This is a genomic window from Promicromonospora sp. NPDC110617, assembly GCF_055598465.1.
In genome coordinates, this window is the sequence record NZ_JBVKBM010000002.1 from 1,035,438 (window position 1) to 1,056,491 (window position 21,054).

Here is a 21,054-nt window from a genome sequence, read left to right on the forward strand (position 1 = left end):
CTTCTCGTTCGAGCATCCTCGGCGATGTCGGGATCAGGCTACGCCGAGGGTCTGACACTCACTCCGACGGCGGCCGGTTGGGCAGGTGCGGGGTGACCGTGTCGACCGGGTCCTGCCGGGCGATCGCGGCGTTGGACCACATCATCGCCTCCTGCAGCGCCGTCATCGCGAGCGACTTCTCGCGGCCGTCGGGCACCAGCTCGTCGAGCGCGAGGGCGTGGCCCTCGAAGCCGGCCCGGACCCGGGCGTGGAGCTGGGCCGAGTCGGGCGTGGCCCGGTGGTAGCCGAACCGGTCCTCGATCTCCTGTCGTCCAAGCGCCATGTCAGGCCTCCACCACGCCGCGCACCGCGGCGAGCGCCGCGGTGGTGGCGCCGGCCACGCGTGCGTCGTCGACGCCCTGGTTGGGAAGCGTGACGGCCAGGGCGTCCGTGATGGCCTCGCGTACGCCGGTCGTGCGGATGATGGCGTGGGTCGGCTCGGTCTCGGCCGGCAGGCTGGTCACGACGTGGGCGCCGTCGGCGGTCACCGGTGCGTAGCTGGGCGCCTGGGCAGAGCCGAGCAGGGCGCGGGTGAGCCAGTCAGGCAGGCGAGGCTCGACGTGTCGCAAGACGTAGTAGTACGCGACCTCGACCAGGCCGACGACGGCGGCCACGACGGCCCCGACGACGAGCGGGGAGGACAGGTCGACGCCGAGGAACTCCAGGGCGTCCAGCGCCCACGGGGCGTGGGCGCCGAGCCAGGCCACCAGGAGGCCGAGCAGGTAGCCGTAGACCTTGGGCACGTACGTGCGCAGGTAGGAGGTGATGCGGTCGTTCATGGTGTCCTCTCAGACGCGGTTGTTGTTCAGGCGGCGCTGCAGCGCCATGACGGCCTTGGACTCGGCGGACAGGTGCCCGTCGGCGGGGGTGCCGAGGGCCAGCTGCAGGAAGGTGATCGTCTGGGGGCCGACCTTCCCGTCGCGGTCGGCGCCGATGACCTTCTGCAGGGCGGAGATGACCCGGGAGCCGTTCGGCGTGGTGTCCCAGTCCCAGCCCGAGCTGAGCCCGGGGTTGTCGCCGCGCCAGCGCGCCGGCTGGGAGGAGACGATCCCGTCGACGGGGGTGCGCAGCACCTGCTGCAGGCGGCGCGTGGTCGCCGAGCCCCAGGAGCCGTCGACGACCAGCAGCCCGGGCTTGGCCGGCGTGGCCGGCTTCGACGGCTTCGACGGGGCCGGGTCGTCGACGAGCAGGGCGCCGGACTCGATCTCGTCCAGGCGCGCGTAGACGTGCCGGCCGGGACACGCGGTCTGCGAGACGTCGCGGTGCCCGCCCAGCGGCGCGCCGGCCGTCCACCAGCGGCCCTTGCCCTTGCGGAAGATCCGGGCGGCCGTCGCGAGCTGCGCCGGCGTGGGCTTGTTCGTCTCGTAGTTGCCGGCGAAGCAGATTGACCGCGAGGTGCTGTTGCGCCCACCGGTGTGGGTGCCGCGCCGGTTCCAGCTCACGCCCTGGTAGGCGCGCCCGGACGGGAAGATCACCACGTTGTACGAGATGCCGGTCCCGAACCGGGTCTGCCCCACACTCTCCAGGGCGCGCATCTGCTCGCACTCGTCGGCCATGTCGGCGTCGGGCGAGAGCTGCGCGCTCACGCTGTGGTGGGCCCACACCTCGCCGGCGGGGCCGATCAGCGTCAGGTCGCCGTCGGAGTACCGGGCGCCCCAGGCGCTGCGCGGGTGGATGGTCACATCGGGTTCGGTCATGTCAGGCTCCCCTGTTCTCGGGCGGTTCGTCGATGTCGTCGGGCCACGGCGGAGGCGGCGGCGGCTTGCCTTGGTAGATGTGGTCGATGAGCTGGCGGCAGTAGATCCACAGGCGCCGATTGCGGTACTCGACGACGTCGACGCGCTGCTCGAGGCGGGCCATGCGCGTGTACCGGGTGGTGAGCAGGGTGACGCCGACGGCGGCGAGCGCCGCGAGGCCGGCGAGCCAGGCGGGGATGTCGGGCATCAGGGCTCGCGCAGCTGCTCGAGCTCGGTCTCGGCCACCGCGGCGCGCTCCTCGGCCTGCAGGGCACGTCGTTCGGCGTGCTCGGCGCGCTCCTCCGCCTCTTGCGCGCGGGCGAGGTTGACGGCGGCGGAGAGCTGCGCGTCGGCGAGCTGCTGTTGCTGCGCGGCGATGATGCGGTGGGGCGCGGGCTGGTCGGTCATACGGTCTCCAGGGCTGCGAGTCGGTTGGTGAGGTCGGTCAGGCGGACCTCGTGGTCGACGAGCACGCCCTGCGCGCCGACGACCATGCGGTCGTAGTTCAGGCCGTCGGGCAGGCCGTCGGCGCCGTACTGCACGAATTCCGGGAAGCCGGCGTCGTGCACCTCCTCGGCGATGAACCCGACGTAGCGCGACGTGATGTCGGGGTTCTCCTCCACCTCGGTCCGGTCCCGCCAGGACCGGGGCCGGATGGTCAGGTACGCCGCGGTGTCGATGTCGTGGTACTCGACGTCGCGCTTGTACTTGAGCGAGCTCGTGATCCGGCGCAGCGGGTACGTGGTCCCGGAGACAGCGGCCAGGCCCAAGGTGGCGGCGGAGGTCGTGGTCGTTAGCAGGTTGTTCAGACCGACCGACCCGGCCGAGCTGATGTTCAGCCGCTCCGTGGCGCCACCCATGAGCGAGACCGAGTCGTTGCCCCGCAGGACCACGGTCGCGCCCCACAGGCGCACCTCGTTACTCGTGGTGCGCAGCAAGAGGTTGCGGTCGTTCGAGATCATCGCGAGCGCGTTCGTGAACACGTCGTGGTTGATGAACCCGAGCTGATCGCCGAGGCCTGTCTCGTCGGACGTGGTGTAGAACTCGACGCCCGCGGTCTTGATGTTGTCGGCCTGCAGGAAGTCGACGTAGGTCATCTCGCCGGAGGTGGTGTAGGCCGACAGGCGGAACTTCAACGCGCCGGTCGAGTCGAAGGCGGACAGGCCGTTCGGGTCCAACTGGAGACCCAGGTTGCTCCCGACGTACCCCTTGAACGACGTCCCGGACAGCTCGAGGCGGCTGCCGCTGGCTGCGGTGCGGATGGTGGCACCGGTGACCACCTTGCCGTCCAGCGCGCCGGCCTTGATGTTCCCGGCCTCGACCGCGTCCGCCGCGAGCTTGACCGTGGTGATCGACCCGTCGACGACGAGCTCGGCCGTCGTCCGAGCGCGCACGTCCGGCATGCACATGCGCACGACGTCGGTCGTCGTCCCGGTCTTGTACAGGCCGAAGATCACGCCGACGTTGTCCACCCCGGTGGGCACCGACATGTTGCCGGTGATCCGCGTCCACGTGTTCGCGGGGATCGCCTGCGAGGCCACCGACGTGTTCAGCACGGTCGCGCCGGTGTCCAGGCGGACCGTGCGCACCCACACCCGCGCCACGTTCGCCGCGAGCGCCACCGGGGAGAACACCCAGGCGTACACCTGCAGCTGCTGGCCGCCGGTGACGCGCACGGCGTACGTAGTCGGTGCGCTGCCGCCGAAGTAGGAGCCCTGCTGGGCGGTGCCGGCGGGGATGACGACGGCGCGGGAGCCGTCCTTGCCCTGCCCGTCGACGATCCAGGTCGGGTTCTCCCAGGCGGCGGGCAGCTGCATGCCGGGGTCGGCGTGCATGTTGTCGCCGGGGCCGATCAGAACCCGGTTGGGCAGGACGGTCCACGGGGTGAGCCGGCTGCCGTCGACGGGACCGGTGAGGGCCTCGTCGATCGCGTCGATGATGGCCTGGTCGATCTCGCCGGCGACGACGGACTGCACGACGACGGGCACCGCGGTGGTCCAGGCCGAGGGGTTGCCGGTGGTGTCGACCGCGCGCATGCGCACGTAGCGGGTCTCGCCTACGGTCTCGCCGTCGATCTGGGCGGTGCCGGTGCTGGTGAGCTTGCCGCGGATCGTCGTCGGGGTCGCCGTCGGTCCGACGGCGATCTCGACCGCGGCGAAGTCGACGGGGGTCGCCGCGGTGAGGGTGCCGTCCCAGGTGACCGAGATGACGGTCATGGAGCCGTCGACGTCGGGCACGGTGGGTACGGGCGGCGCGGTGACGTCGCCGGGCACGGTGACGTTGTCGACGGTCGTCCAGGCCGAGGGCAGCGTGGTGCGGGCGCCGATGGTCCGCACGCGCCCCTGGACGACGGAGCCGGGGGTCAGGCGGGCGATGAGCGCGCTGAGCTCCGGCGTGGTGATCGTCTGCCAGGCGCCGGCGCCGATCCGCCACTGCAGCTCGTAGCCGGCGATCGCCAGCGTGCCCGTGTCGGTCGCCGTGGTGACGGCGTTCCAGACGGCGGTCACGTTGCCGTAGGGCTGGGCGACGTCGAACACGAGGGCCGCGGTCAGGTCGAACCCGGTCGGCGTCGACGGGATACGGGAGGCCTCCGGGTCGACGGCGATCGGGGCCGGCGGCCCGCCCGGGGCGACGGTGCCGCCGCCGGCGAGGCTGGCCAGGGTGCGGGCGCGGCGCTCGTCGACGTCGAGCAGCAGGTCGTTGAGGGTGGCCGACCCGGTCACCTCGACGCCGCGGACGTCGAGCGTGATCTGCTGCACGCGCAGCGTCTCGCCGGCGGCCGTGGCGCCGGGTGCCTCGATCCACGCACCGGGCCAGTAGTCGACCAGGGGCCGCTCGGACTGCGGGGTCAGGATCAGGTCGCGGGTGTACTGGCCGCGGACCTTGCCTACGCGCTCGAGCTCGGCGTCGCCGACGGCGACCGCCGCCGACTCGTTAGCGACGGAGCCGACCTGCAGGAAGCCCTCGAACGTGCCCCAGGGGGCCGGCGCGGTGGGCTCGGTCGCCGTGGCCACGCCGCCGGCCTCGGTGCGCACGTACATGCGGCCGGCGAGGTTCTCGATCGTGCGCTTGTTCGGCGCGGCCGAGACGTCGACGCCGAGCTGCAGCACGACACCGTCGTCCCCGGACAGATCCGGGGACAGCGCGGGCGAGTCCGGCACGTAGGCGTACAGGCCGCGGGCCTGGGTGGTCCAGTCGACGGCGCCCTTGGCGGTCAGGTCGTCCAGGATCGTCAGGTAGTCGACGCCGATCGGGTAGGGCTGGTCCGGCAGGGTCGGCCACGCGACGCCAGCGGAGTCGTGGGTGGCGGTGAAGGTCGCGGCGATCGCCTGGCACACGCCGCCGCGAGCCGTGTTCTCGTTGAGCAGAGTCAGCAGCAGACTGCCCACGGTCGGCGCGACGAACACGCGGTCGCCGGCATCGTTCAGGCCAGCGGTGGCGTAGTTCTTCGCCTTGGACAGCAGCCAGGCGTAGGACGGCAGCTCGAGCGAGATCTGCCGGGTCGGGTCGGCCGGGTCGTCGCCGTCGCTGATCCGCACGAACCGGCAGCCGCGCGGCTCGGTCCAGTCCTCCGGGCCGGGCCCGAGCCACGCCTCGACGGCGACCTCGAGGCCTTCGCCCAGGGCGGTGGCCAGGTACTCCCCGCCGGCGGCCACGCTGGTGTACGTGATCGACAGCGAGCCGACGTCGTTGCGGGCCACCATGGGCCCGAACACGGTCGGGTCGGGCAGCAGCCCCAGCGGGGCGCCGTCGGGCGCGTAGGCGCGCAGGCGGTACGGCATCAGCAACCCCCGTTCACAAGTGAGCCGGCCGGCCGCGGACAGTCAGCGCAGTCGTGCCGGCGAAGCCGGATCCGGTCACCGTCACGGCCGCGCCCAGGACCGCGGGGTCGGCGCCGGCCATCCGCGGCCAGATCTGTAGCCGGCCCCCGACCGGGTAGGACACGCCGCCGGACACGTTCGTCCCGCCCGTGGCCCAGTCGGTCGCGTTCTCGCTGATCCGGGCCGTGAGCCGGTCCGCGTGCAGGAACAGGTACCGGCCGGCCGCGAGCGCCCCGGTCCAGGAGATGCCGGTCTGTGAGACGACGTCGACGGCGGAGACGAGGGTCGCCGGGCCGGTGAAGCGCAGCACGGCGTCGCCGACCGGGGCGTTCCCGGTCGCCAGCCCGGGCAGGTTGACGGTCTCGCCCGGGGTGACGACCTCGGGCGCGGAGTCCACCGACGCCCCGCGCAGGAACACGCCGGGGATGTCGAGGACCGCGGAGAACGCGGCCCAGGTGTCGGCGATGAACCGTCCTGGGGACATGCTCAGGAAGCGGGCCGGCGCCGTGGTGGTCACGCCGCCCGAGGAGCGCCCCAGGGTCAGGCCTGGGGCGCTCAGGAGGCCGGCGAGCTCGCGCTTGCGGGCCTCGAGCTCGGGCTGGGTGCTGGCCCGGCAGACGAACTCCATGGGCAGCTGCGGCACGGTGAACACGGGCAGCCCGATGGGCAGCACGCCGTGCCTGCTGGGGATGGCCACCTGGGGCACCTCGGCCCCAATGCCGGGGGTCCACGGCGTGGCTTCCTGGATGTTCCAGCGCCGCGCGTCGACCCCCGACAGGGTCCAGGTCATGTCAGCGAGCACCACGGTCACCGCCTCCCCACCCCGGCCAGAGACCGGGCCGTCTTGGCGGCCGTGACCGACGGCGCCTCATTGATCGGGTGCACGTTCGTGATGTTGAAGTTGTTCACGACGCGCGCGCCCAGGGCGCTGGCGGTCTTGGTGGCGTCGAGCATGTAGCCCGACTGCTGCGGGATGAACAGCTCCTCGCCGACCTCACCGACCTTGTACGCGGCGCCGGCCAGGATGTCGCCGCCGGCGGCCCGGGGCTTGATGCCCAAGGCCTTGGCGGTGGCGTTGCCGATCTTGGTCGCCCAGGTGCCGATCTTCTTGTCGATCGACTTCACGTTCGCCTCGGCCGCCTCGACCGCCGCCTTGGCGGCCGACGAACCTCCGGGGCTGATCGCGTCGGTGACGTACTCGCCGGCCGCCGAGGCGTACGTGTTGATGCGCGCGTACGTCTGCGCCAGGCTGGCGAGCTCGTCCTTGGGGAGGCTGAGCAGCGCCTCGGCGATCGGGATGCCCTCGTCGATGCCGTACCGGCCCAGCTCCTGCATGATCGCCGGGCCGGCCTTGGCGGCCGTGAGCTTCTTGAGCAGGTCGGCGTACTTCCACACCTTCCCGCGGTAGGCCTCGGCAGCAGCCTTGAGCTGCTGGCCGGTCGCCGGGCCCTGCTCGCCGGACCACCGGTCGACGTCGCCGGCCACGCCGGCGAGGCTGAACCCGCCCACGAGGTTGGACTGCACGCCCTTGCGGACGTCCATCAGCTCCTCGTACCGGTCGCGCGCCTTGGTCAGCGCGCCCTCGGCCTTCTCCGCCTGCTTGTACAGGGTGGTGAGGGCCTTCTCCGCGGCCGACGCACCGCTGCGCAGGCGCGCGGCCTGCGTCTTTGTCAGATCGCCCGACGCCGCCAGCTCGAGCATGTTGTCGACCTGGCCGAGCGCGCCGTCCAGGCCGCCGGTGACCTGCTCGCGGATGTCGCCGCGGCGTAGGGCCCGGGCGGTGTCCGTGCGCTCGTCCCGGAGGCGTTCGATCCGCGCCCGGGTGTCGTCGATCTTCTCGTTGATGTCCGCCAGGCGGTCCTCGGCGGCGGACAGGACCCGCGCGGAGGCGGTGGTGTCCTGCTGCCGGTCGCGTGTGCGAGCTCGCTTGACGCGGTCGAGCTCACGCCGGCGCAGGCGCAGCTGCGTGACGAGCGCACGCTGCGCGGAACCGAGGGCGCCGCCCGTGGCGAGCCCGGGCAAGTCCTCGAGCGCCTCGCGGGGGATCTGCCGGGCGTTGAGCCGGGCCATGATCTCGTCGCCGTAGTAGTCCGACGCCGGCTCGTTGACGACCCACTCGCGCGAGCGGACGCGCACGCGCGGGATGCCGGCGCCGTCGACGCCGAGGAGGTTGTCGCGCGTCGGGTCGCCCGGTGGGATGCCGGGCAGCCGGCCACCGGTCGGGAAGCCGGGCAGCCGGCCACCGGTGTACAGGGCGCCCTGGCCGTACTGCCGGATCGCGGCGTACGCGGTGACGGTACGGCCGTTGATGCTGTTCAGCGTCCGGTCCAGGTTGCCGACCGCCGCGAGCGCGGCGGACGCGTCGAGCGTCGCCTGGGTGGCGATGCGCTTGGGGATCAGCCCGTACTTGTTCGCGAGCTTCTCGGCCTGGGCGCTGGTGAGCCCCATGGCCGTGACCTGGTCGATGAACGCCTTGCGGGCCTGCTCGACCCGCGACGTGACTTCCTTCTGCGACTCGCCGTTGCGGGCCGCGGCGGCGGCCTGGTCCTCGAACGACTTGCGGACCCGCCGGACCTGGGAGTCCAGGCGCTTGCCGGACTCGGTCGAGGTGTCGATGCGGCCGTTGAGGGTCTTGATCGACAGCTCGGAGCCGTCCGCGGCGTACCCCACGCCGGCGATGTCGTCGGCGAGCCGGTTGGTCGCGTCGGACAGGGCGGCGTTGCTGATCAGCCCGTCGCCCAACTCGTTGAGCTTCGCCTGTGCCGGGTCGAGCCCGTTCTTGATCAGGTTGGTGCGGATGGCGTCCGCGGCTTCCTCGGAGCCGGCGTCGAACTCGGCGAACGAGGCCTCGGCCTCCTCGCGCATCGCGGTGAAGTCGTCGACGGCGTCGCCCAGGTCGAGACCCGGGATCGAGTCGAGGCCCTCCAGGATCGACCCGATCAGGCCGAGCACGGCGGGGCCGGTCTCGCCGACGAAGTCGCCGAAGCCCTCGGTGCCGGCGGCGGCGCCCTCGATGAGGGCGCGCCCGGCGTCGAGGCCTCCGTTGGCGACGTCCAGCAGGAACTGGACGACGGCCTCTCGGTTCTCGCTGATGTCCTCGGCGAAGTTCTGCAGCTGGGGCGCGAAGCCCTCGGCAAGGGCGCCCTGGATGCCGTTGACGGCGACCTCGATGGACCGCTGCGCGGACTCGACCTTGCCGGCGCTGTTGTCGCCGAGGGTGGTCAGGGCCCGCGACGCACGGCCCTCGAGGTCCTCGAACCCCTGGGCGGCGGTGTCGAGATCCATGGCGAACAGGGCCTTGCCGAGGTCCTCGGCCTGGGTCCCGAACAGGGCGACCGCCGCGGCGTCGCGCTTGGCCGGGTCCTCGATCTCGCGCAGCCCGTCGAGCGTGTCGCCGAGCGCCTCACGCGCCGAGTCGCCGCCGGCCGCGAACTTGGCCGACATGACCTCGGCGGACAGCCCGATCGCGTCGAAGCCCTGCTTGGTGAGCTTCGACCCGTCGATCGACCGGATCGACAGCTCCTTGAGGGCGTCAGCTGCGATGTCGGTGTCGCGGGCGCCGGCGCGCACACCCTGCGACAGCAGGCCCAGGACGTCGCCGCCGTCCAGACCGAGCTTCTGCCACTGGATGGAGTACTCGTCGAGCGTGTCGAGCCAGTCCTCGGACACGTTCAGGCCGGCCTGCTGGCCGGCGATGATGATGTCGAACGCTTCCTGCGCGTTCCGGGCGATCCCCGTGGTCAGCAGCCGAGAGGTGGAGCGGGCGACGCGGGAGACGTCCTCGTCGAGGACCTTCGCCACCCCGGACAGGGAGGAGATGATCGTCTCGGCGTCCCGCTGGGTCGCCTTGGGGTCGAGCAGCCCGGTGTCGACGGCGCGACGCGCCGTGTCCATGTTCGCCTCGAGGGTGTCGCCGAAGTTGTCGGCGTAGCTCTCGGCAGCCGCGGCGCCCAGGCGGCCCGTGGTGGCCTCGTCCAGGCCCGTACGCGCCGCCAGGGTGTCGGCCCGCACCTCGACGGCCAGGCCGTCCTGGAAGCCCTGCACGGCCGCCTCAGCGGCCGACTTCGCGATGCCGACCAGGGCGCCCGCGATCGGGATGGTCGCCAGGGCGGCGACCACCCCGGTCACCAGGGCCTTGCCCGAACGCCGGCCGCCGTCGGCGCCGGCGCCCTCCGCCGTGTCGGCCAGGCCGTCCAGCCCGGACTCGGCCGCGCTGGTGTCGACGTCGACCGTCATCTCGGCGCGCAGGCCCTCGAGCGCGCGCAGGCGATCGCGGGCCGTGCCGAGCGCGGCCTCGGCCTTGGCGATGTCCGCGTCCACCTCGGGCGAGGCGTCCAGGCGCCGCAGCACCTCGAGCTCGCGCGTGATGTCGGCGACCTTGCCCTGGGCCTTGGTGATGTCCGCGTCGATCTTCGGGTCGAAGACCCGGCCCGCGAGCGCCTTGCCCTGGGCGTCGACCTTGCTCATGCCGGCCAGGGCGTCACGCACGTTGGCGTCGACCTTGGCCACGGTCGGGTTGGCAGTGATCCGCTTGCCCGTGGTCTCGACGATCTTCGCGCCCTGCTGGTGCGGCGCGATGTTCGCCGTGAACAGGGTCTCCAGCTCGGCGATCCGCATGTGGCTACCCCCCTGTCAGTGCTCGGTACAGGCGGGAGGTGGGCTCCTCGAGCAGCCCGTGGATCCGGACGCGGACGCCCGGCCACGGGCTGGCCAGGACCTGCGGGTCATACAGGTCGATGCCGTGGATCGCGGACAGGTCGCAGATCACGGCGTCCCAGTGGGCGAGAATGTCCGCCCACCCGACGCCTACTTGCCCTGCGGCTTGGGGCGCTTGTTCCGCTTGCGGCGCCTGCGGCTTGAGCTCGACCGGGACCCGGTAGTCCGGGTAGACGCCGTCGGCGTCGGGCTCGCCGATGCCGTACTGCGCCCACTCGTCGAGCCCTTCCGGCCTTTTGGGGCCGAGGCCGCCGCGGTCTTCCCGGCGGCGTCCTCGGCCTCCTTGCGCCACATCGCCTCGGCCAGCCAGTCGGCGCGCTCCTTGCCCCGGGCCCAGTAGAAGATCCCGTAGATCCCCATGCGGCTGATCGTCTCGGGGTCGACGCCGTCGGCCACGAGCTGCTCGCGGGTCTCCTTGCCGAGGGAGGCCTCCGCCACGGGCATGGCGCCCAGGGCGTCGACCAGCTCCTGGAGATCGGCCGGCATGTCGACCTTGGCCAGGCCGAGGTGGATCTCGGACTGCACGGCCAGGGCGAGCAGGGTCTTCGCGTGCTCGACGGACGGCGGCTTGGAGCGGTACTCCTTGTCGCCGATCGCCAGCACGAGGTCGCCGCGGGCCCAGTCGGTGAAGTCGACGGTGGCCATGCGTCAGGCGCCGCGGGTGTACGAGAACGCCGCGGACGGGCCCGCGGAGTTGGTGACGATCAGCGGCGCAGCGCCGGCGTCGTCGACCGGCAGGACGCCCACGATCGTGGACCCGCCGATGACCTGGAACTCGAGCGGCTCGCCGCCGAGCGTGACGGCGGTCGCGCCGACGAACCCGGCGCCGATGATCGTGACCAGGTCGCCGGTGCCGGCACCGGCCGGGGTGACGCCGGCGATGGTCGGCGCGGTCACGCCCCAGCCCAGGAACGGGTTGGCGATGGACCGCCACGGGCCCTTGTTGGTCAGGGTGACCGCCTGGGTCTCGGTGGCGCCGTCGTTGCCCGTGTTGCTGCGCTGGGCCGCGACGGTGGCCAGGCCCTGCTGGGCGTCGGTCGGGTTCGGGGTGCCCTCCTCCGGCTTGTGGTACCACCGGGCCTCGATGACCGCGGCGTCGCCCTTGGACTCCGGGCGGCTGCGCGCCAGGATCGCCTCGACCTCGGGCAGGTACAGGCCCGTGGTCGGGGACCGGTTGATCAGCACGGTGAACGCGACCGTGTTGTTCCAGCCCACGACCTCCAGGTCCTGGGACCCGAACGAGTCGTAGCTGCCGGCGTCCGCCGTGACCGGCGTCGGGGTCGGCTGGAACGCGCTGTGCCGGCGCACGGGCTGCCACACCGGGGCAGCCGAGGTGCCGAGGTTGACGTCGATGCCGTACTCGAAGGAACGGCCGAGCTGAGAGCCGGCGGGAATGCTGGGTGCATCGGGCATGGTCATGCCTCCAATTCGAGGGTGATCTGGTAGTTGTCCGGCCGCTCCATGCGCCGGGAGCCGTCGGCCTTGGACGGCGCGGCGGAGACTCGTTGGATGGTCGACAGGCCGAGCGAGGGGCGCCGGCGCTGCAGGACGGCGAAGGTGTCGTTCGCGAGATCGTCGGCGCCGCCCGGGTCGCCGGGTGCGCCGCGGAACCAGAACTGCACCCGGCGCACGGCCAGGCCGGTCTCCAGGTCGTCGGTCGGCAGGTACGGCGTGATGCCGATCCCGCGGTGCGGGGTGGTGCCCAGCGGCCCGTACCGGATGGCGACCTCGTCGGCCGTGTAGGTCGCGTCCGGGGCCGGCCGCCAGATCCCGACGCCGGCGTCGTGCAGGATCTGGGCCAGCAGGTAGGTCAGGATGCGGTCACGCACGCGGCCCCCTCTCTGTGCGGTCGGGGTGCCGCGCGCGGCGGCTAGCTCAGGCGGCGCATGGCCGCGAGCGCCGCGGCCTGCTCGAGCCGAGGTACGGAGTCGGCGCCGACGACGGCGGACTCCATGAACTTCGCCTGCCCGCCGTTGGGGTGTTCGAGGTAGAGCGCCTCGTGCTGGTAGCGGGCGTAGACCAGCTCGGAGCCGATCTGGCCGGTCAGGTCGTCCGGGGTGGCGTGCTCGGCGAAGATCGAGTCCTCCAGGACGTGGTCTTCCTTCGGGGTGTTCTTCCGGGTGCGCTCCTGGGCGAGGTCGACCTGCGCGTTGACGGCGTCGGCCGCGGCCTGCCGGATCAGCGCGTCCAGCGCCGCCGCGCTCATGCCCGTCACGGCGCCCAGCCCGCGGGCATCTGCACGATGGCGACCGGCGGGGCGGTGGCCAGCGCGGGGGCCACCTCCTCCAGGAGCTCCTGGAACCGGGGGTGCTCGCGGGCCGCGTCGGTCGCGAACGCGGCGCCCAGCTCGAAGCCGCGCGCGCGGTCGGGCGAGCGGGGCGTGACGATGAGGAACCCGCGGGCCCGGTACTTCTCGGTCCAGCGGCGCGCGTCGGCGTGGTCGACGGCGATCAGTGCGAACTTCACGGGTCACCTCACATCAGGTGGAGGGTCTGGTACGCCGGCAGGCGCGGGTGGGCGGCCCGGGTGGAGGAGATGACGATCGCCTCGCGCTCCCCCGCCACGCCGGGCCACACGGTGACCAGGGACCCGGGCGGGGCGGTCACGTCGAAGTTGACGTGCGCCTGGGAGGTGGAGACGACCTCGGCGCCGGTGGCGTCGAGCACGAGCTTGTGCTCGTCGATGACGAACGCCGGCACCGTGACGGGGTCGGCGTGCACGTCGCCCAGACCGCCCGAGCCAATCAAGGCCCGGACGATCACCGTGTGCGGGGTGAGGCGGTCCGGGAGCGGGTGGATGTCCATCAGCTCGCTCCGTAGGCGCCGGGCCACATGTCCACGTGCCCGGCCCGCTGTCGGGCGAGCTTGAGCCGGCGCCGCTCGGCCTTGGTCAGGTACAGGTCGGCCGTGGGGTTGGCGAACGTGCGCTGCTCGGTGAACGTGCCCATGGTCTGGGAGAACTGGGTCACGCCGGGGCCGGCGCCGTCGTCGTCATCCGCGCCGGGCATCGCGCGCTTGACCATCGCGCACACGATCCCGACCAGGGTCAGGGTCGGCACGGTCAGGTTGTCCAGGACGCCGCGGCGGTCCTCGTCGAGGATCAGCTGCGACGCGTCCAGGAGCTTGGTCTCCGCGAGCGCCTGCTCCGTGGGTGTGAGGGGGCGCCAGCGGTCTTCCAGGTCGTCCACGGTCGCGAACGGTGGTGTCAGAGCCATGACGCCCCCTCTCCCCCTACTCGCCCTCGACGGGGCTGTCGGACTCGGCGGCGTCGCTGGGGGCGCCGGCCTCGTCCTCCTGGTCCTCGTCGAGGCCGCCGTCGGCGAGCTCGTTCTCCTCGAGCTCGTCGTCGTCCAGGTCGTCGTCGTCCAGGTCGTCCTGGTCGTCGTCGTCCTGGTCGTCTTCCGGGTCGTCGTCCTCGCCAGCGGTGAGGATCACGGCCAGGATGTCCGGCTTGGTCCGTGCCCCGTCGAGGTCGATCTTGCGGGCCCGGACGTACGCCCGTAGCTGCGGCACGGTCCAGTCCTCCGAGGGCTCGCCCTGGGGGTAGCCGACGCCGCCGGCGGTGTCGGTCTGCTCCCCGGCCGGCTTCTCGGGTGCCGGCTTCTGGGCGTCGTCCTTGATGACGATGTCCTGCTTGCCGGTGTCGATGTCGCGGGTGATGACCGCGACCGAGCCGTCGGGGCGGCGGCGCTCGTAGGTCTCGGTGCGGCTCATGCGTTGAGCACCCCCGTCAGGCGGGCAGCGGCCTTGCCGCCGAACACGCCCACACCGCAGTAGAACTCGATGCGGGTGCGCAGGGCCGGCTTGGTCTCCAGCTCGCCCAGGTCGGTGACCTGGACGCCGCCGTTGGTCAGGCCCGTGACCGCGCGGTCCTCCTCGTCCTCGCCGAACCGCACGGCGTAGATCGAGGACGCGACGGCGCTCGAGCCCTGGGTCTCGGACTGGGGCAGCACCAGGGTGCCGGCGCCGTCGTCGCCCGGGTCGAGGAAGGGGATGCCCTGCCACATGATCACGCGCTTGCCGTTGATGTCGGTCTCGACGAACACGTCGGCGGACAGGCGGCGGGCCGCGGAGCGCATCTTCGCGATGATGAGGTTGTTCGCGTAGATCGCGCCGTTGGAGCCGTTGATGCCGGGCACCGCGGCGCACAGGTCGTCGAGCCGGTCGAAGAACGCGTGCCGCGTGGTGTCGTCGGTGTTGATCGCCGCGCCGTTGGTGCCCGAGGAGAGCACCTGCGCGCCGGTCAGACGGGTCTTGAGGCCGTCGAACTCCTCCGGGGTCGCCGTGGCGTTGCCGTTGAAGAACGCGTCGGTGAACCCGTAGGACGCCGCCTTGATCTTCATGCGGGTCTGCGTGGCCCGCTGGTCGTTGATGTTCGACCGGGTCTGCTGGATGAACCGGTCGACGTCGGCGTCGCCACCGAGGATCTTGAGCGACTCGGTGAGCTGGTTCACCGTGCCGGTCGACTCGGTGTAGCCGGAGTTGACGGCACGGAACGCGACACCGGGGAGGGTGGCCTCCTGGTTGTACGCGTACGCGTTGCCCTCGATCTCCATCAGGGGGATGCGGTCCAGGATCGGGTTCATCTCGATGAACGTCTCGATGACCCCGCGCTGCAGGTCGTTCTCGGAGAGCTTCGCGCTCTCGGTGAGGGTGATGGCCACGGTGGGCCCTCCTTACTTCTGGGAGTTGGCGTAGGCGGCCCGCAGGGTGCCCATGCCCGAGGTCGGCTTGGGGGCGTCGGCCAGCGGCTTGGACAGCTCCCGGTAGGGCACGTGCGGCTTGCCGTCGTCGACGGGCGGCGGCGGGTCCGCGGGTGCGGCGATGAGCGGCTTGAGGAGGTCGGCGTGCGCCTGGATCTCCTCGAGCGTGGATCCCTTGAGCGCCGCGGCCGGGACGCCGGTCGCCTCGGCGACCGTGGTCTTCCAGGCCTCGACCTGCTCCTTGGACTTGAAGGCCTGGTTCTCGGCCTCGAGCTCGGCCAGCCGTGCGGCGGCCTTCTGAGCGTCGGTCATCTGCGCGGCCTTGAGCTGCGCGAGCTCGTCGGCGGCGGTCTTGTTCTCCTTGGCGCGTGCCTCCCACTTGCGGGCCTCGGCGACCCAGTCGGTCGGCTCCTGTGCAGGGGCCGCCGGCGCCGCGGGTGCGGGCGGGGCGGGAGTGGCCGGCGGTGCCGGCGTGGGGGCAGGTGTGGGCGCCGGGGCGGGCGTGGGGGCGGCGGGTGCGTCGGTCACGCCTTGACCTCCAGTCCCTGCTCGGTGACGAGGGTCAGGCCGGCCTGGCGGACCAGGTCGTCGGCCAGTGCCTCGGGCACGCCCTCCTCGGTCAGCTCCTTGCGGTATCTGCCGAGGTATTGCGCCGTGGACAGGTCAGGGGTGCTCATCGGTTGTCCTCCCGTGCGGGATCGCCACGGCAGCCCGTGCGGGCCCCGCGGTGGTGGTGGATGTGGTGGTGGTGCGCCCGCCGTCGGCCGTGCGGCCCTGGGCGGGAAGATCAGTCCTGGTCGTCCGGGTCGTCGTACGTGACGCCGGCGTCCTCGGGCAGCTCCTCGAGGTAGTTCGCCAGCCGCGCCCGGTACTCCGCGAGCTTGGCCGCGGCGCCGGCGTCGCCCCGCTCGGCCTGCATGCGCAGGGCCTGGGTCCGGGTCGAGGCGATGTAGGCGGCAGCGACGTCGATCTTCGGGGCGTCCGGGTCCCAGGTCGGGGCGACCACGCACCGGCACTCGCCGTCGTGCGCGTCGAACGCCGCGGAGATCTCCGTGTACACGCCGCCGCGGCCCGAGAGCATGCGGCAGAACTTGCACGCGCCGGCACGGACGAACCGGGCCCAGCCGCTGGCCGCCCGGTCGCGGGAGGTGTTCCGCGTGATCGTGTCCCGGCCGGGCTGCAGCACCTGGCGCTGCAGCGAGCCGCGCAGCGAGCGCAGTGTCTCGGCGGGGGTGGCCGGCATGTTCGGTGCGCGCGGGGTGCCGTCCGGTGTCGGGAACAGGCCGCCGGCCGCCCACCGCACGGTCTGCTCGATCGCCACGGCCGGCACGGAGACGGCCGGGTCGACGGCCACGGCGCGGTACGCCGCGACCGCGCCGACGGCGACGAACATGCCGGTCGACGCGGCCTCGTCGCGCAGGTCCTCGAACCACTCCGCGGCGACGGCCGCGGCGAGCTGCCCGTACTGGGTGACCAGGATGGGCAGGAACTCCAGCAGCGCGTCCCGGGCGGTCTCGGGCCGGCTCAGCGGGAGGGTGGCCCAGAACGTGGCCAGGTCCGCGTTCACGCGGTCCACGATCGTCTGGTTCGCGCCGGCGAACTCCGCGATCTGGGGCAGCGTCGCCACGGGTCAGGCGTCCTCGAGCGCGCCGGCCGCCGCCTCGGGCAGCCGCAGGGAGACCGGGACGGCGCCGGTGAACTTCACGCCGGCCAGGCCGAGGCGAGCAGCTGCATCGTCGGGGTCGACGCCGGCACGGACGGCGACGCCGAGGGCGTCGAACCGGGCCTTGAGCGCGTTCGCCTCGGCATTCGGGTCCTCCGGCTCGGCGGCCGGCGCGGGCACCGCGCTGGCGGCCAGGGACGCGATCAGCGACCCGCCCTGCTGGCGACGCCAGTCGGACTGGATGCGGGCGATCTGGTCGCGGGTGTACCCCATGCGCTCGAGCTCGACCTCGGTCGTCGCGAGCGCCGGCACGGCCTGCACCCGGGCCAGGGACGCCTGGGCCTGGGTCGCCTCCGACGGCGTCGACCAGGAGCCCCACTGGGCCTGGATCGTCTTGTGCGCCTCGAGCGCGGCGGGCGAGTCGTCCAGCAGCGCCAGGGCGCGGCGCACGATCCGCTTCCACGCCGGGCCCAGGGTGGTGCGCTCCCAGTGCTCGATGTCGATGCCGAGCTCTTCGTACCTGGCGGTGATCGCCTGGGCCGACTCGGGGTTGTCCTGGACGATGCCGAGCGAGCCGACCGGGATGTTCACCTCGCCGGCGAACATCATCGCGATCGAGCGCAGCTGGGCGACGTTCGGCTCCATGGACTGCTGGGCGAACTGGCCCACCTGCGGGAGGTTGCCCTCCTCGTCGCGGGACATCGTCAGCATCCGGCCGAGCATCACGACCCACGCGGGGATCGGGTCGCCGTTGTCGTCGGTGAACGCGTCGTCGTCGGCGCCCAGGGCGTACCGCTGCGGGGCGTTGTAGAACTCGGCGCCGATCTCGGTGCGCAGCATCGTGCGCACCCCGGAGTCCGTGTAGTACATGACGGCGCGGGAGATCCGCGAGCGCCCGAAGGGGCGGCCGAGGTCGGGCTGGTAGGGCAGCAGCTCGGCGAGCATGCCGAACCGGTGGCGGCGTTCGAAGGCGCGCCAGCGGCGCCCGTCCCACTCGATGATCACGTACCGGTTGGGGAAGTGGAGCACCATCGAGACGGGCCGGCCGAAGCTGTCGCGGGCGACGATCTCCAGCGCGGTGGACAGGGACTCGGTGTACCGGTCCCAGGTGCCGGTCGCGTCGGTCGCGTCGCGCGTGGTGATCAGGGCCTCGGGCTGGCCGGCCTGGGTGTCGCCGTTGGTGACGAACCCGAACGCGCAGGAGTGGATCAGGGCGCTGGTGTGCGCCTGGGGCGCCTTGGACGCCATGTGGTTGTCGTCCCACAGGTCCGTCAGCCCGAGCTCGTCGGGGTCGGCCGCGGTGGCGGTGAAGCCCTGCAGGATGGTGCGGCGCGAGAGGGAGTTGACGGCCTTCATGGGCCAGCCGATGACCGCCTCGACGTCGCGGAACGCCGGCGGCAGGGCGATGCCGAAGTCGCGCAGCGCCTGCTTGCTGTCGGCGTACATCGTGCGCAGCCGGTTGCGCTGGGTCTTGCGGTTGATCTTCTTGACCAGGCCGGCCAGGACGTCCTGGTCGGCGTCGTCGAGACCGTCCACGTTCGGCGTGGTGGTGAACGTCGTAGCCCTCATGCCATCACCCGCCCTCTCGTTCGTCTGCCCGGCTGTCGCTTGCTCGTCCGTGCTGCCCAGGTGGCGAACGCGGCCGACTCGACCGCGGTGGGGTCACCGCCGTTGATCCCGACCAGGCCCCAGCCGCCGGCCTTGCCGATCAGGCGTTCGCCGGACCGCTCGACCGAGTCGTTCAGGACCGGGTCGTCCAGGTGGGTGATCGTGCCGCGCTTGACGCCCTCCAGGAGCATCGTGTGGGCGGCGATCACCTGGTCCGTGGTCGGGGTGATGATGACCTTGCTCGCGACACGCCTCGCGATCAGCTCGGTGACCAGGTCGGCCTGCCCGGACTTGCCGTCGATCACGATCTGCGCGGCCTTGCGGCGCCGCGGCGCGAGCCAGGCGACCAGCCACGCGGTGCCGTCCGACGTCGGCCGGCGGGCGATGCACTCCACGTGCAGGGTGCCGTCGTCGGCCTTGCGGCACGCGGACAGCGCCACGGTGGAGCCGTCCGGGGAGAACTTCACGCCGTAGGAGTCGACGCCCTCGGCCGGCGGGGTGTTGACGTTGCCCTTGGCCCACCGCTTCGGGTGGATCTTGGACCGCAGCGCGTCGTCGTCCCATATCCCCAGCGCCTCACGCCGGAACGATCCGGGGATGTTCATGTTCTTCTTCATCCGCAGCACGGACGCCTCGTTGGTGCGCGAGGGGTAGCTGGGGTTGGCCTTGGCCCACTGCTTGCGGTCGTCCTCGTTCGCGTCCGGGTCCGCGGAGAACTCCACGTACACGGTGTCCTCGTCGCCGGCGATCGCGTCGCGGCGCTTGCCGCGGAACACCTCGCCGGGGTCCTTCGGGCGCGGCGGGGTGCCGATGAAGAACAGCAGCGGATTCTTGGCGACGTTCGTCGCCGGCACCATGTCCTCGACGGCGGCCTCGGTCAGGATCTGCGCCTCGTCGAAGATCTCGATGTCGACGTCGTCGAAGCCGCGGCCGAACCCGCGCTCGCGAGCGCCGAACAGGATGCGCGAGCCGTTCTTGAAGTAGACGACCTCGTCGCCGGAGCCGGTGGTCACCTTGGTGACGTGCGGCGCGATCTTCTTGCGGCGGGCGAAGGCCTGCAGCTTGCCGAAGGTCTCCTCGGCGGTCTTCATGCGGTGCGCTGTCCACAGGACGGTCAGGTCCTTGTTGAGCAGGCACAGCGCGAACACGATCGCGGCGATCAGGAACGTCTTGCCCGTCTGACGCGGGATGCTGAGCACGACGCCGCCGATGCCGGCCGCGTAGCTGCCGTCGGCGCGCTTGGCCAGCGCGAGCTTGCCGACGTCGTCCTGCCACTCGTCGAACGTGAGGCCCAGCTGCTTGCACTTGGACCGCACGGTCGGCCAGTACGTGGTGCGGATCCCCTGCGGGGCGCACACGTGCCGCGCGACGTCGCGCAGCCGCACCCGCTGCGGGTGCCGGCCGCGCCGAGCGTCAGAGGTCCTCGTCCGGGTCGAACTCCTCCTCCGGGTCGAGGTCGCTGTCATCGCCGGCCTCCCGCTCCTCCGCGTCGATCGCCTCGATCTCTCGGGCGATGTCCATCAGCCGGCGGGTCAGGGACGCGAGGTCGCGCGGTGAGGTCTTCTCGGAGTCGATCGCCGCGGCGACGACGTCGCGCATGGCGACCAGGACCGCGCGGCGGTCGCCGTTCTTCACGGCGTTCTGCACGGCGTTGGGCACGCTCTGCTCGGAGGGCATGTGCACACCCCCGCTCAGATCGTCAGGCGCTCCTGGGTCGTGCGGATGAACCGCTCGCGCGTGTACCGCTCGACCTTGATCGGCTCGCCGTCCAGCTGCAGCGTGCGGCGCCAGCCGCGCACCTCGGGCGCCTCGATGAACACGTGCACGCCGCGGCCCGACACGCTGCGCTCGACGTACAGCACGGGCTCGGTCACGGTCGCCAGGAACGCCGCGGCCTGCGCGTCGGTGACGCCGTCCAGGTCGTAGCAGCCCAGGCCGGCGCCGAGCATGACGCCCATGCCGTCGCCGGCCCGCGAGCGCCGTGCGGCGGTGAACGTGCACCAGGTCGACGGGTCCGTCGAGGACGCCGGCGTGCCGGCGGTCGTGATGGGCCGCTTGCCGTCGGCGCGCACCCAGCGGGCGGTGTCGGTGAGCTGCGCGGGCAGCTGCGCGCGGACGCGGGCACGGTGCGCGGCGACGCGGCAGCGCGTGGTGCAGTACTCGGCGTCGGCGCGCATGAGCGCGTCGATCTTGCCGCCGCACCTGCCGCATGACCTCATATCTCAAGTGTAACGGCTACGGGTCTGTGACCTGGGGTTATGTTCGGGTGAGGTTGGCGCGCGGGTAGACGCCGTTGCGGCGCAACGCTCTGACCTGCGGAAACGCTCGTGGAAAAAATTCGTGGATAGATCGCGCAATACCCCGGGCAGCGACCCCCTTGGGGGTGGGAGGGGTGCCTCCCCCGGGTCTCACCAGATGTTGGAGTGCAGCGGCTCGGGCCAGCCGTCGGGCAGGTTGGCTCGGTTGCGGCGCCGCGAGCGCCGGCGCTTGTTGCAGTCGGCGCAGATCACGCGGGCGTTCTCGACGGCGTCCTGGCCGCCGTCCTCGACGGGGACGATGTGGTCGACCTCGGCGCGGCGCGGGTTGTAGTTCTCCAGGCTGCGCGGCACGTAGTGCAGCGGCAACGAGCACAGCGGGCAGGTGGTGATGCCGTTGTGCAGTGCTTCGGCGATCACCGTGCGCTGCACGCGCTTCCAGTTCGCGGTGCCGGTGCGCGACGTCGCCATCGTGCCCACCTCCGTTCGGTGGTGGACGACGAAGGCCCGACAC

Annotated in this window: 25 protein-coding genes; all 25 read right to left on the bottom strand. The window is 72.2% G+C overall.

What is annotated here, in order from left to right:
- Positions 1–58: 58 nt before the first annotated feature.
- The 25 genes from ACZ7LE_RS15340 to ACZ7LE_RS15460 all read right to left on the bottom strand — a co-directional run bounded on the left by ACZ7LE_RS15340 (position 59) and on the right by ACZ7LE_RS15460 (position 21,011).
- A complete protein-coding gene (locus tag ACZ7LE_RS15340) occupies positions 59–322 on the bottom strand; it encodes an Acb2/Tad1 domain-containing protein (RefSeq protein WP_470404109.1) in 264 nt (87 codons plus the stop codon).
- 1 nt (position 323) lies between these two features.
- Positions 324–818, bottom strand: coding sequence for a hypothetical protein (locus ACZ7LE_RS15345; protein WP_470404110.1), 495 nt, complete (start codon positions 816–818; stop codon positions 324–326).
- A 9-nt stretch (positions 819–827) separates the two neighbouring features.
- Positions 828–1,736 (bottom strand): N-acetylmuramoyl-L-alanine amidase, encoded by a 909-nt coding sequence (locus ACZ7LE_RS15350; protein WP_470404111.1) that lies wholly within the window; start codon positions 1,734–1,736, stop codon positions 828–830.
- Position 1,737: 1 nt separating this feature from the next.
- Complete coding sequence (locus ACZ7LE_RS15355; protein ID WP_470404112.1) at positions 1,738–1,983, bottom strand: hypothetical protein; 246 nt, start codon at positions 1,981–1,983, stop codon at positions 1,738–1,740.
- Positions 1,983–2,183, bottom strand: coding sequence for a hypothetical protein (locus ACZ7LE_RS15360; RefSeq protein ID WP_470404113.1), 201 nt, complete (start codon positions 2,181–2,183; stop codon positions 1,983–1,985). Before ACZ7LE_RS15360 ends, ACZ7LE_RS15355 begins: the two co-directional genes overlap by 1 nt.
- Positions 2,180–5,557, bottom strand: a complete 3,378-nt coding sequence (locus tag ACZ7LE_RS15365; protein ID WP_470404114.1) for a hypothetical protein — start codon at positions 5,555–5,557, stop codon at positions 2,180–2,182. The genes ACZ7LE_RS15360 and ACZ7LE_RS15365 overlap by 4 nt, the downstream gene beginning before the upstream one ends.
- 13 nt (positions 5,558–5,570) lie before the next feature.
- Complete coding sequence (locus ACZ7LE_RS15370) at positions 5,571–6,401, bottom strand: hypothetical protein (RefSeq protein WP_470404115.1); 831 nt, start codon at positions 6,399–6,401, stop codon at positions 5,571–5,573.
- Positions 6,402–6,403: 2 nt separating this feature from the next.
- Positions 6,404–10,213 carry a phage tail tape measure protein gene (locus ACZ7LE_RS15375; RefSeq protein ID WP_470404116.1) on the bottom strand — a complete coding sequence of 1,270 codons (3,810 nt, stop codon included), beginning with the start codon at positions 10,211–10,213 and terminating at the stop codon, positions 6,404–6,406.
- 189 nt (positions 10,214–10,402) lie between these two features.
- Positions 10,403–10,957 carry a DUF7426 family protein gene (locus tag ACZ7LE_RS15380; RefSeq protein WP_470404117.1) on the bottom strand — a complete coding sequence of 185 codons (555 nt, stop codon included), beginning with the start codon at positions 10,955–10,957 and terminating at the stop codon, positions 10,403–10,405.
- 3 nt (positions 10,958–10,960) lie between these two features.
- On the bottom strand, positions 10,961–11,731 hold the full coding sequence (locus ACZ7LE_RS15385) for a phage tail tube protein (protein WP_470404118.1): 771 nt from the start codon (positions 11,729–11,731) through the stop codon (positions 10,961–10,963).
- Entirely contained in the window at positions 11,728–12,141 is a 414-nt protein-coding gene (locus tag ACZ7LE_RS15390; protein ID WP_470404119.1) for a phage tail terminator protein, read from the bottom strand. The genes ACZ7LE_RS15385 and ACZ7LE_RS15390 overlap by 4 nt, the downstream gene beginning before the upstream one ends.
- Before the next feature lie 41 nt (positions 12,142–12,182).
- Positions 12,183–12,527 carry a hypothetical protein gene (locus ACZ7LE_RS15395; protein ID WP_470404120.1) on the bottom strand — a complete coding sequence of 115 codons (345 nt, stop codon included), beginning with the start codon at positions 12,525–12,527 and terminating at the stop codon, positions 12,183–12,185.
- Positions 12,524–12,778: a hypothetical protein gene (locus ACZ7LE_RS15400; protein ID WP_470404121.1), complete on the bottom strand. Its 255-nt coding sequence runs from the start codon at positions 12,776–12,778 to the stop codon at positions 12,524–12,526. Before ACZ7LE_RS15400 ends, ACZ7LE_RS15395 begins: the two co-directional genes overlap by 4 nt.
- Positions 12,779–12,786: 8 nt before the next feature.
- The gene (locus ACZ7LE_RS15405) at positions 12,787–13,116 is read right to left on the bottom strand and encodes a hypothetical protein (RefSeq protein ID WP_470404122.1); all 330 of its coding nucleotides are present in this window, start codon (positions 13,114–13,116) and stop codon (positions 12,787–12,789) included.
- Entirely contained in the window at positions 13,116–13,526 is a 411-nt protein-coding gene (locus tag ACZ7LE_RS15410) for a hypothetical protein (protein WP_470404123.1), read from the bottom strand. The genes ACZ7LE_RS15405 and ACZ7LE_RS15410 overlap by 1 nt, the downstream gene beginning before the upstream one ends.
- Before the next feature lie 16 nt (positions 13,527–13,542).
- On the bottom strand, positions 13,543–14,025 hold the full coding sequence (locus ACZ7LE_RS15415; RefSeq protein ID WP_470404124.1) for a hypothetical protein: 483 nt from the start codon (positions 14,023–14,025) through the stop codon (positions 13,543–13,545).
- Complete coding sequence (locus tag ACZ7LE_RS15420) at positions 14,022–14,975, bottom strand: major capsid protein (protein WP_470404125.1); 954 nt, start codon at positions 14,973–14,975, stop codon at positions 14,022–14,024. The genes ACZ7LE_RS15415 and ACZ7LE_RS15420 overlap by 4 nt, the downstream gene beginning before the upstream one ends.
- Positions 14,976–14,987: 12 nt before the next feature.
- Complete coding sequence (locus tag ACZ7LE_RS15425) at positions 14,988–15,542, bottom strand: hypothetical protein (RefSeq protein WP_470404126.1); 555 nt, start codon at positions 15,540–15,542, stop codon at positions 14,988–14,990.
- On the bottom strand, positions 15,539–15,691 hold the full coding sequence (locus ACZ7LE_RS15430; RefSeq protein WP_470404127.1) for a hypothetical protein: 153 nt from the start codon (positions 15,689–15,691) through the stop codon (positions 15,539–15,541). The genes ACZ7LE_RS15425 and ACZ7LE_RS15430 overlap by 4 nt, the downstream gene beginning before the upstream one ends.
- A gap of 110 nt (positions 15,692–15,801) precedes the next feature.
- Complete coding sequence (locus ACZ7LE_RS15435) at positions 15,802–16,641, bottom strand: VG15 protein (RefSeq protein WP_470404128.1); 840 nt, start codon at positions 16,639–16,641, stop codon at positions 15,802–15,804.
- A 3-nt stretch (positions 16,642–16,644) separates the two neighbouring features.
- Positions 16,645–18,246 (bottom strand): hypothetical protein, encoded by a 1,602-nt coding sequence (locus ACZ7LE_RS15440; protein WP_470404129.1) that lies wholly within the window; start codon positions 18,244–18,246, stop codon positions 16,645–16,647.
- Positions 18,243–19,670: a terminase large subunit domain-containing protein gene (locus ACZ7LE_RS15445; protein ID WP_470404130.1), complete on the bottom strand. Its 1,428-nt coding sequence runs from the start codon at positions 19,668–19,670 to the stop codon at positions 18,243–18,245. Before ACZ7LE_RS15445 ends, ACZ7LE_RS15440 begins: the two co-directional genes overlap by 4 nt.
- Positions 19,671–19,698: 28 nt before the next feature.
- Positions 19,699–19,962, bottom strand: coding sequence for a hypothetical protein (locus tag ACZ7LE_RS15450; protein ID WP_470404131.1), 264 nt, complete (start codon positions 19,960–19,962; stop codon positions 19,699–19,701).
- Positions 19,963–19,976: 14 nt separating this feature from the next.
- The gene (locus ACZ7LE_RS15455) at positions 19,977–20,504 is read right to left on the bottom strand and encodes a bifunctional DNA primase/polymerase (RefSeq protein WP_470404132.1); all 528 of its coding nucleotides are present in this window, start codon (positions 20,502–20,504) and stop codon (positions 19,977–19,979) included.
- 189 nt (positions 20,505–20,693) lie between these two features.
- Positions 20,694–21,011: an HNH endonuclease gene (locus tag ACZ7LE_RS15460; protein WP_470404133.1), complete on the bottom strand. Its 318-nt coding sequence runs from the start codon at positions 21,009–21,011 to the stop codon at positions 20,694–20,696.
- Positions 21,012–21,054 lie beyond the last annotated feature (43 nt).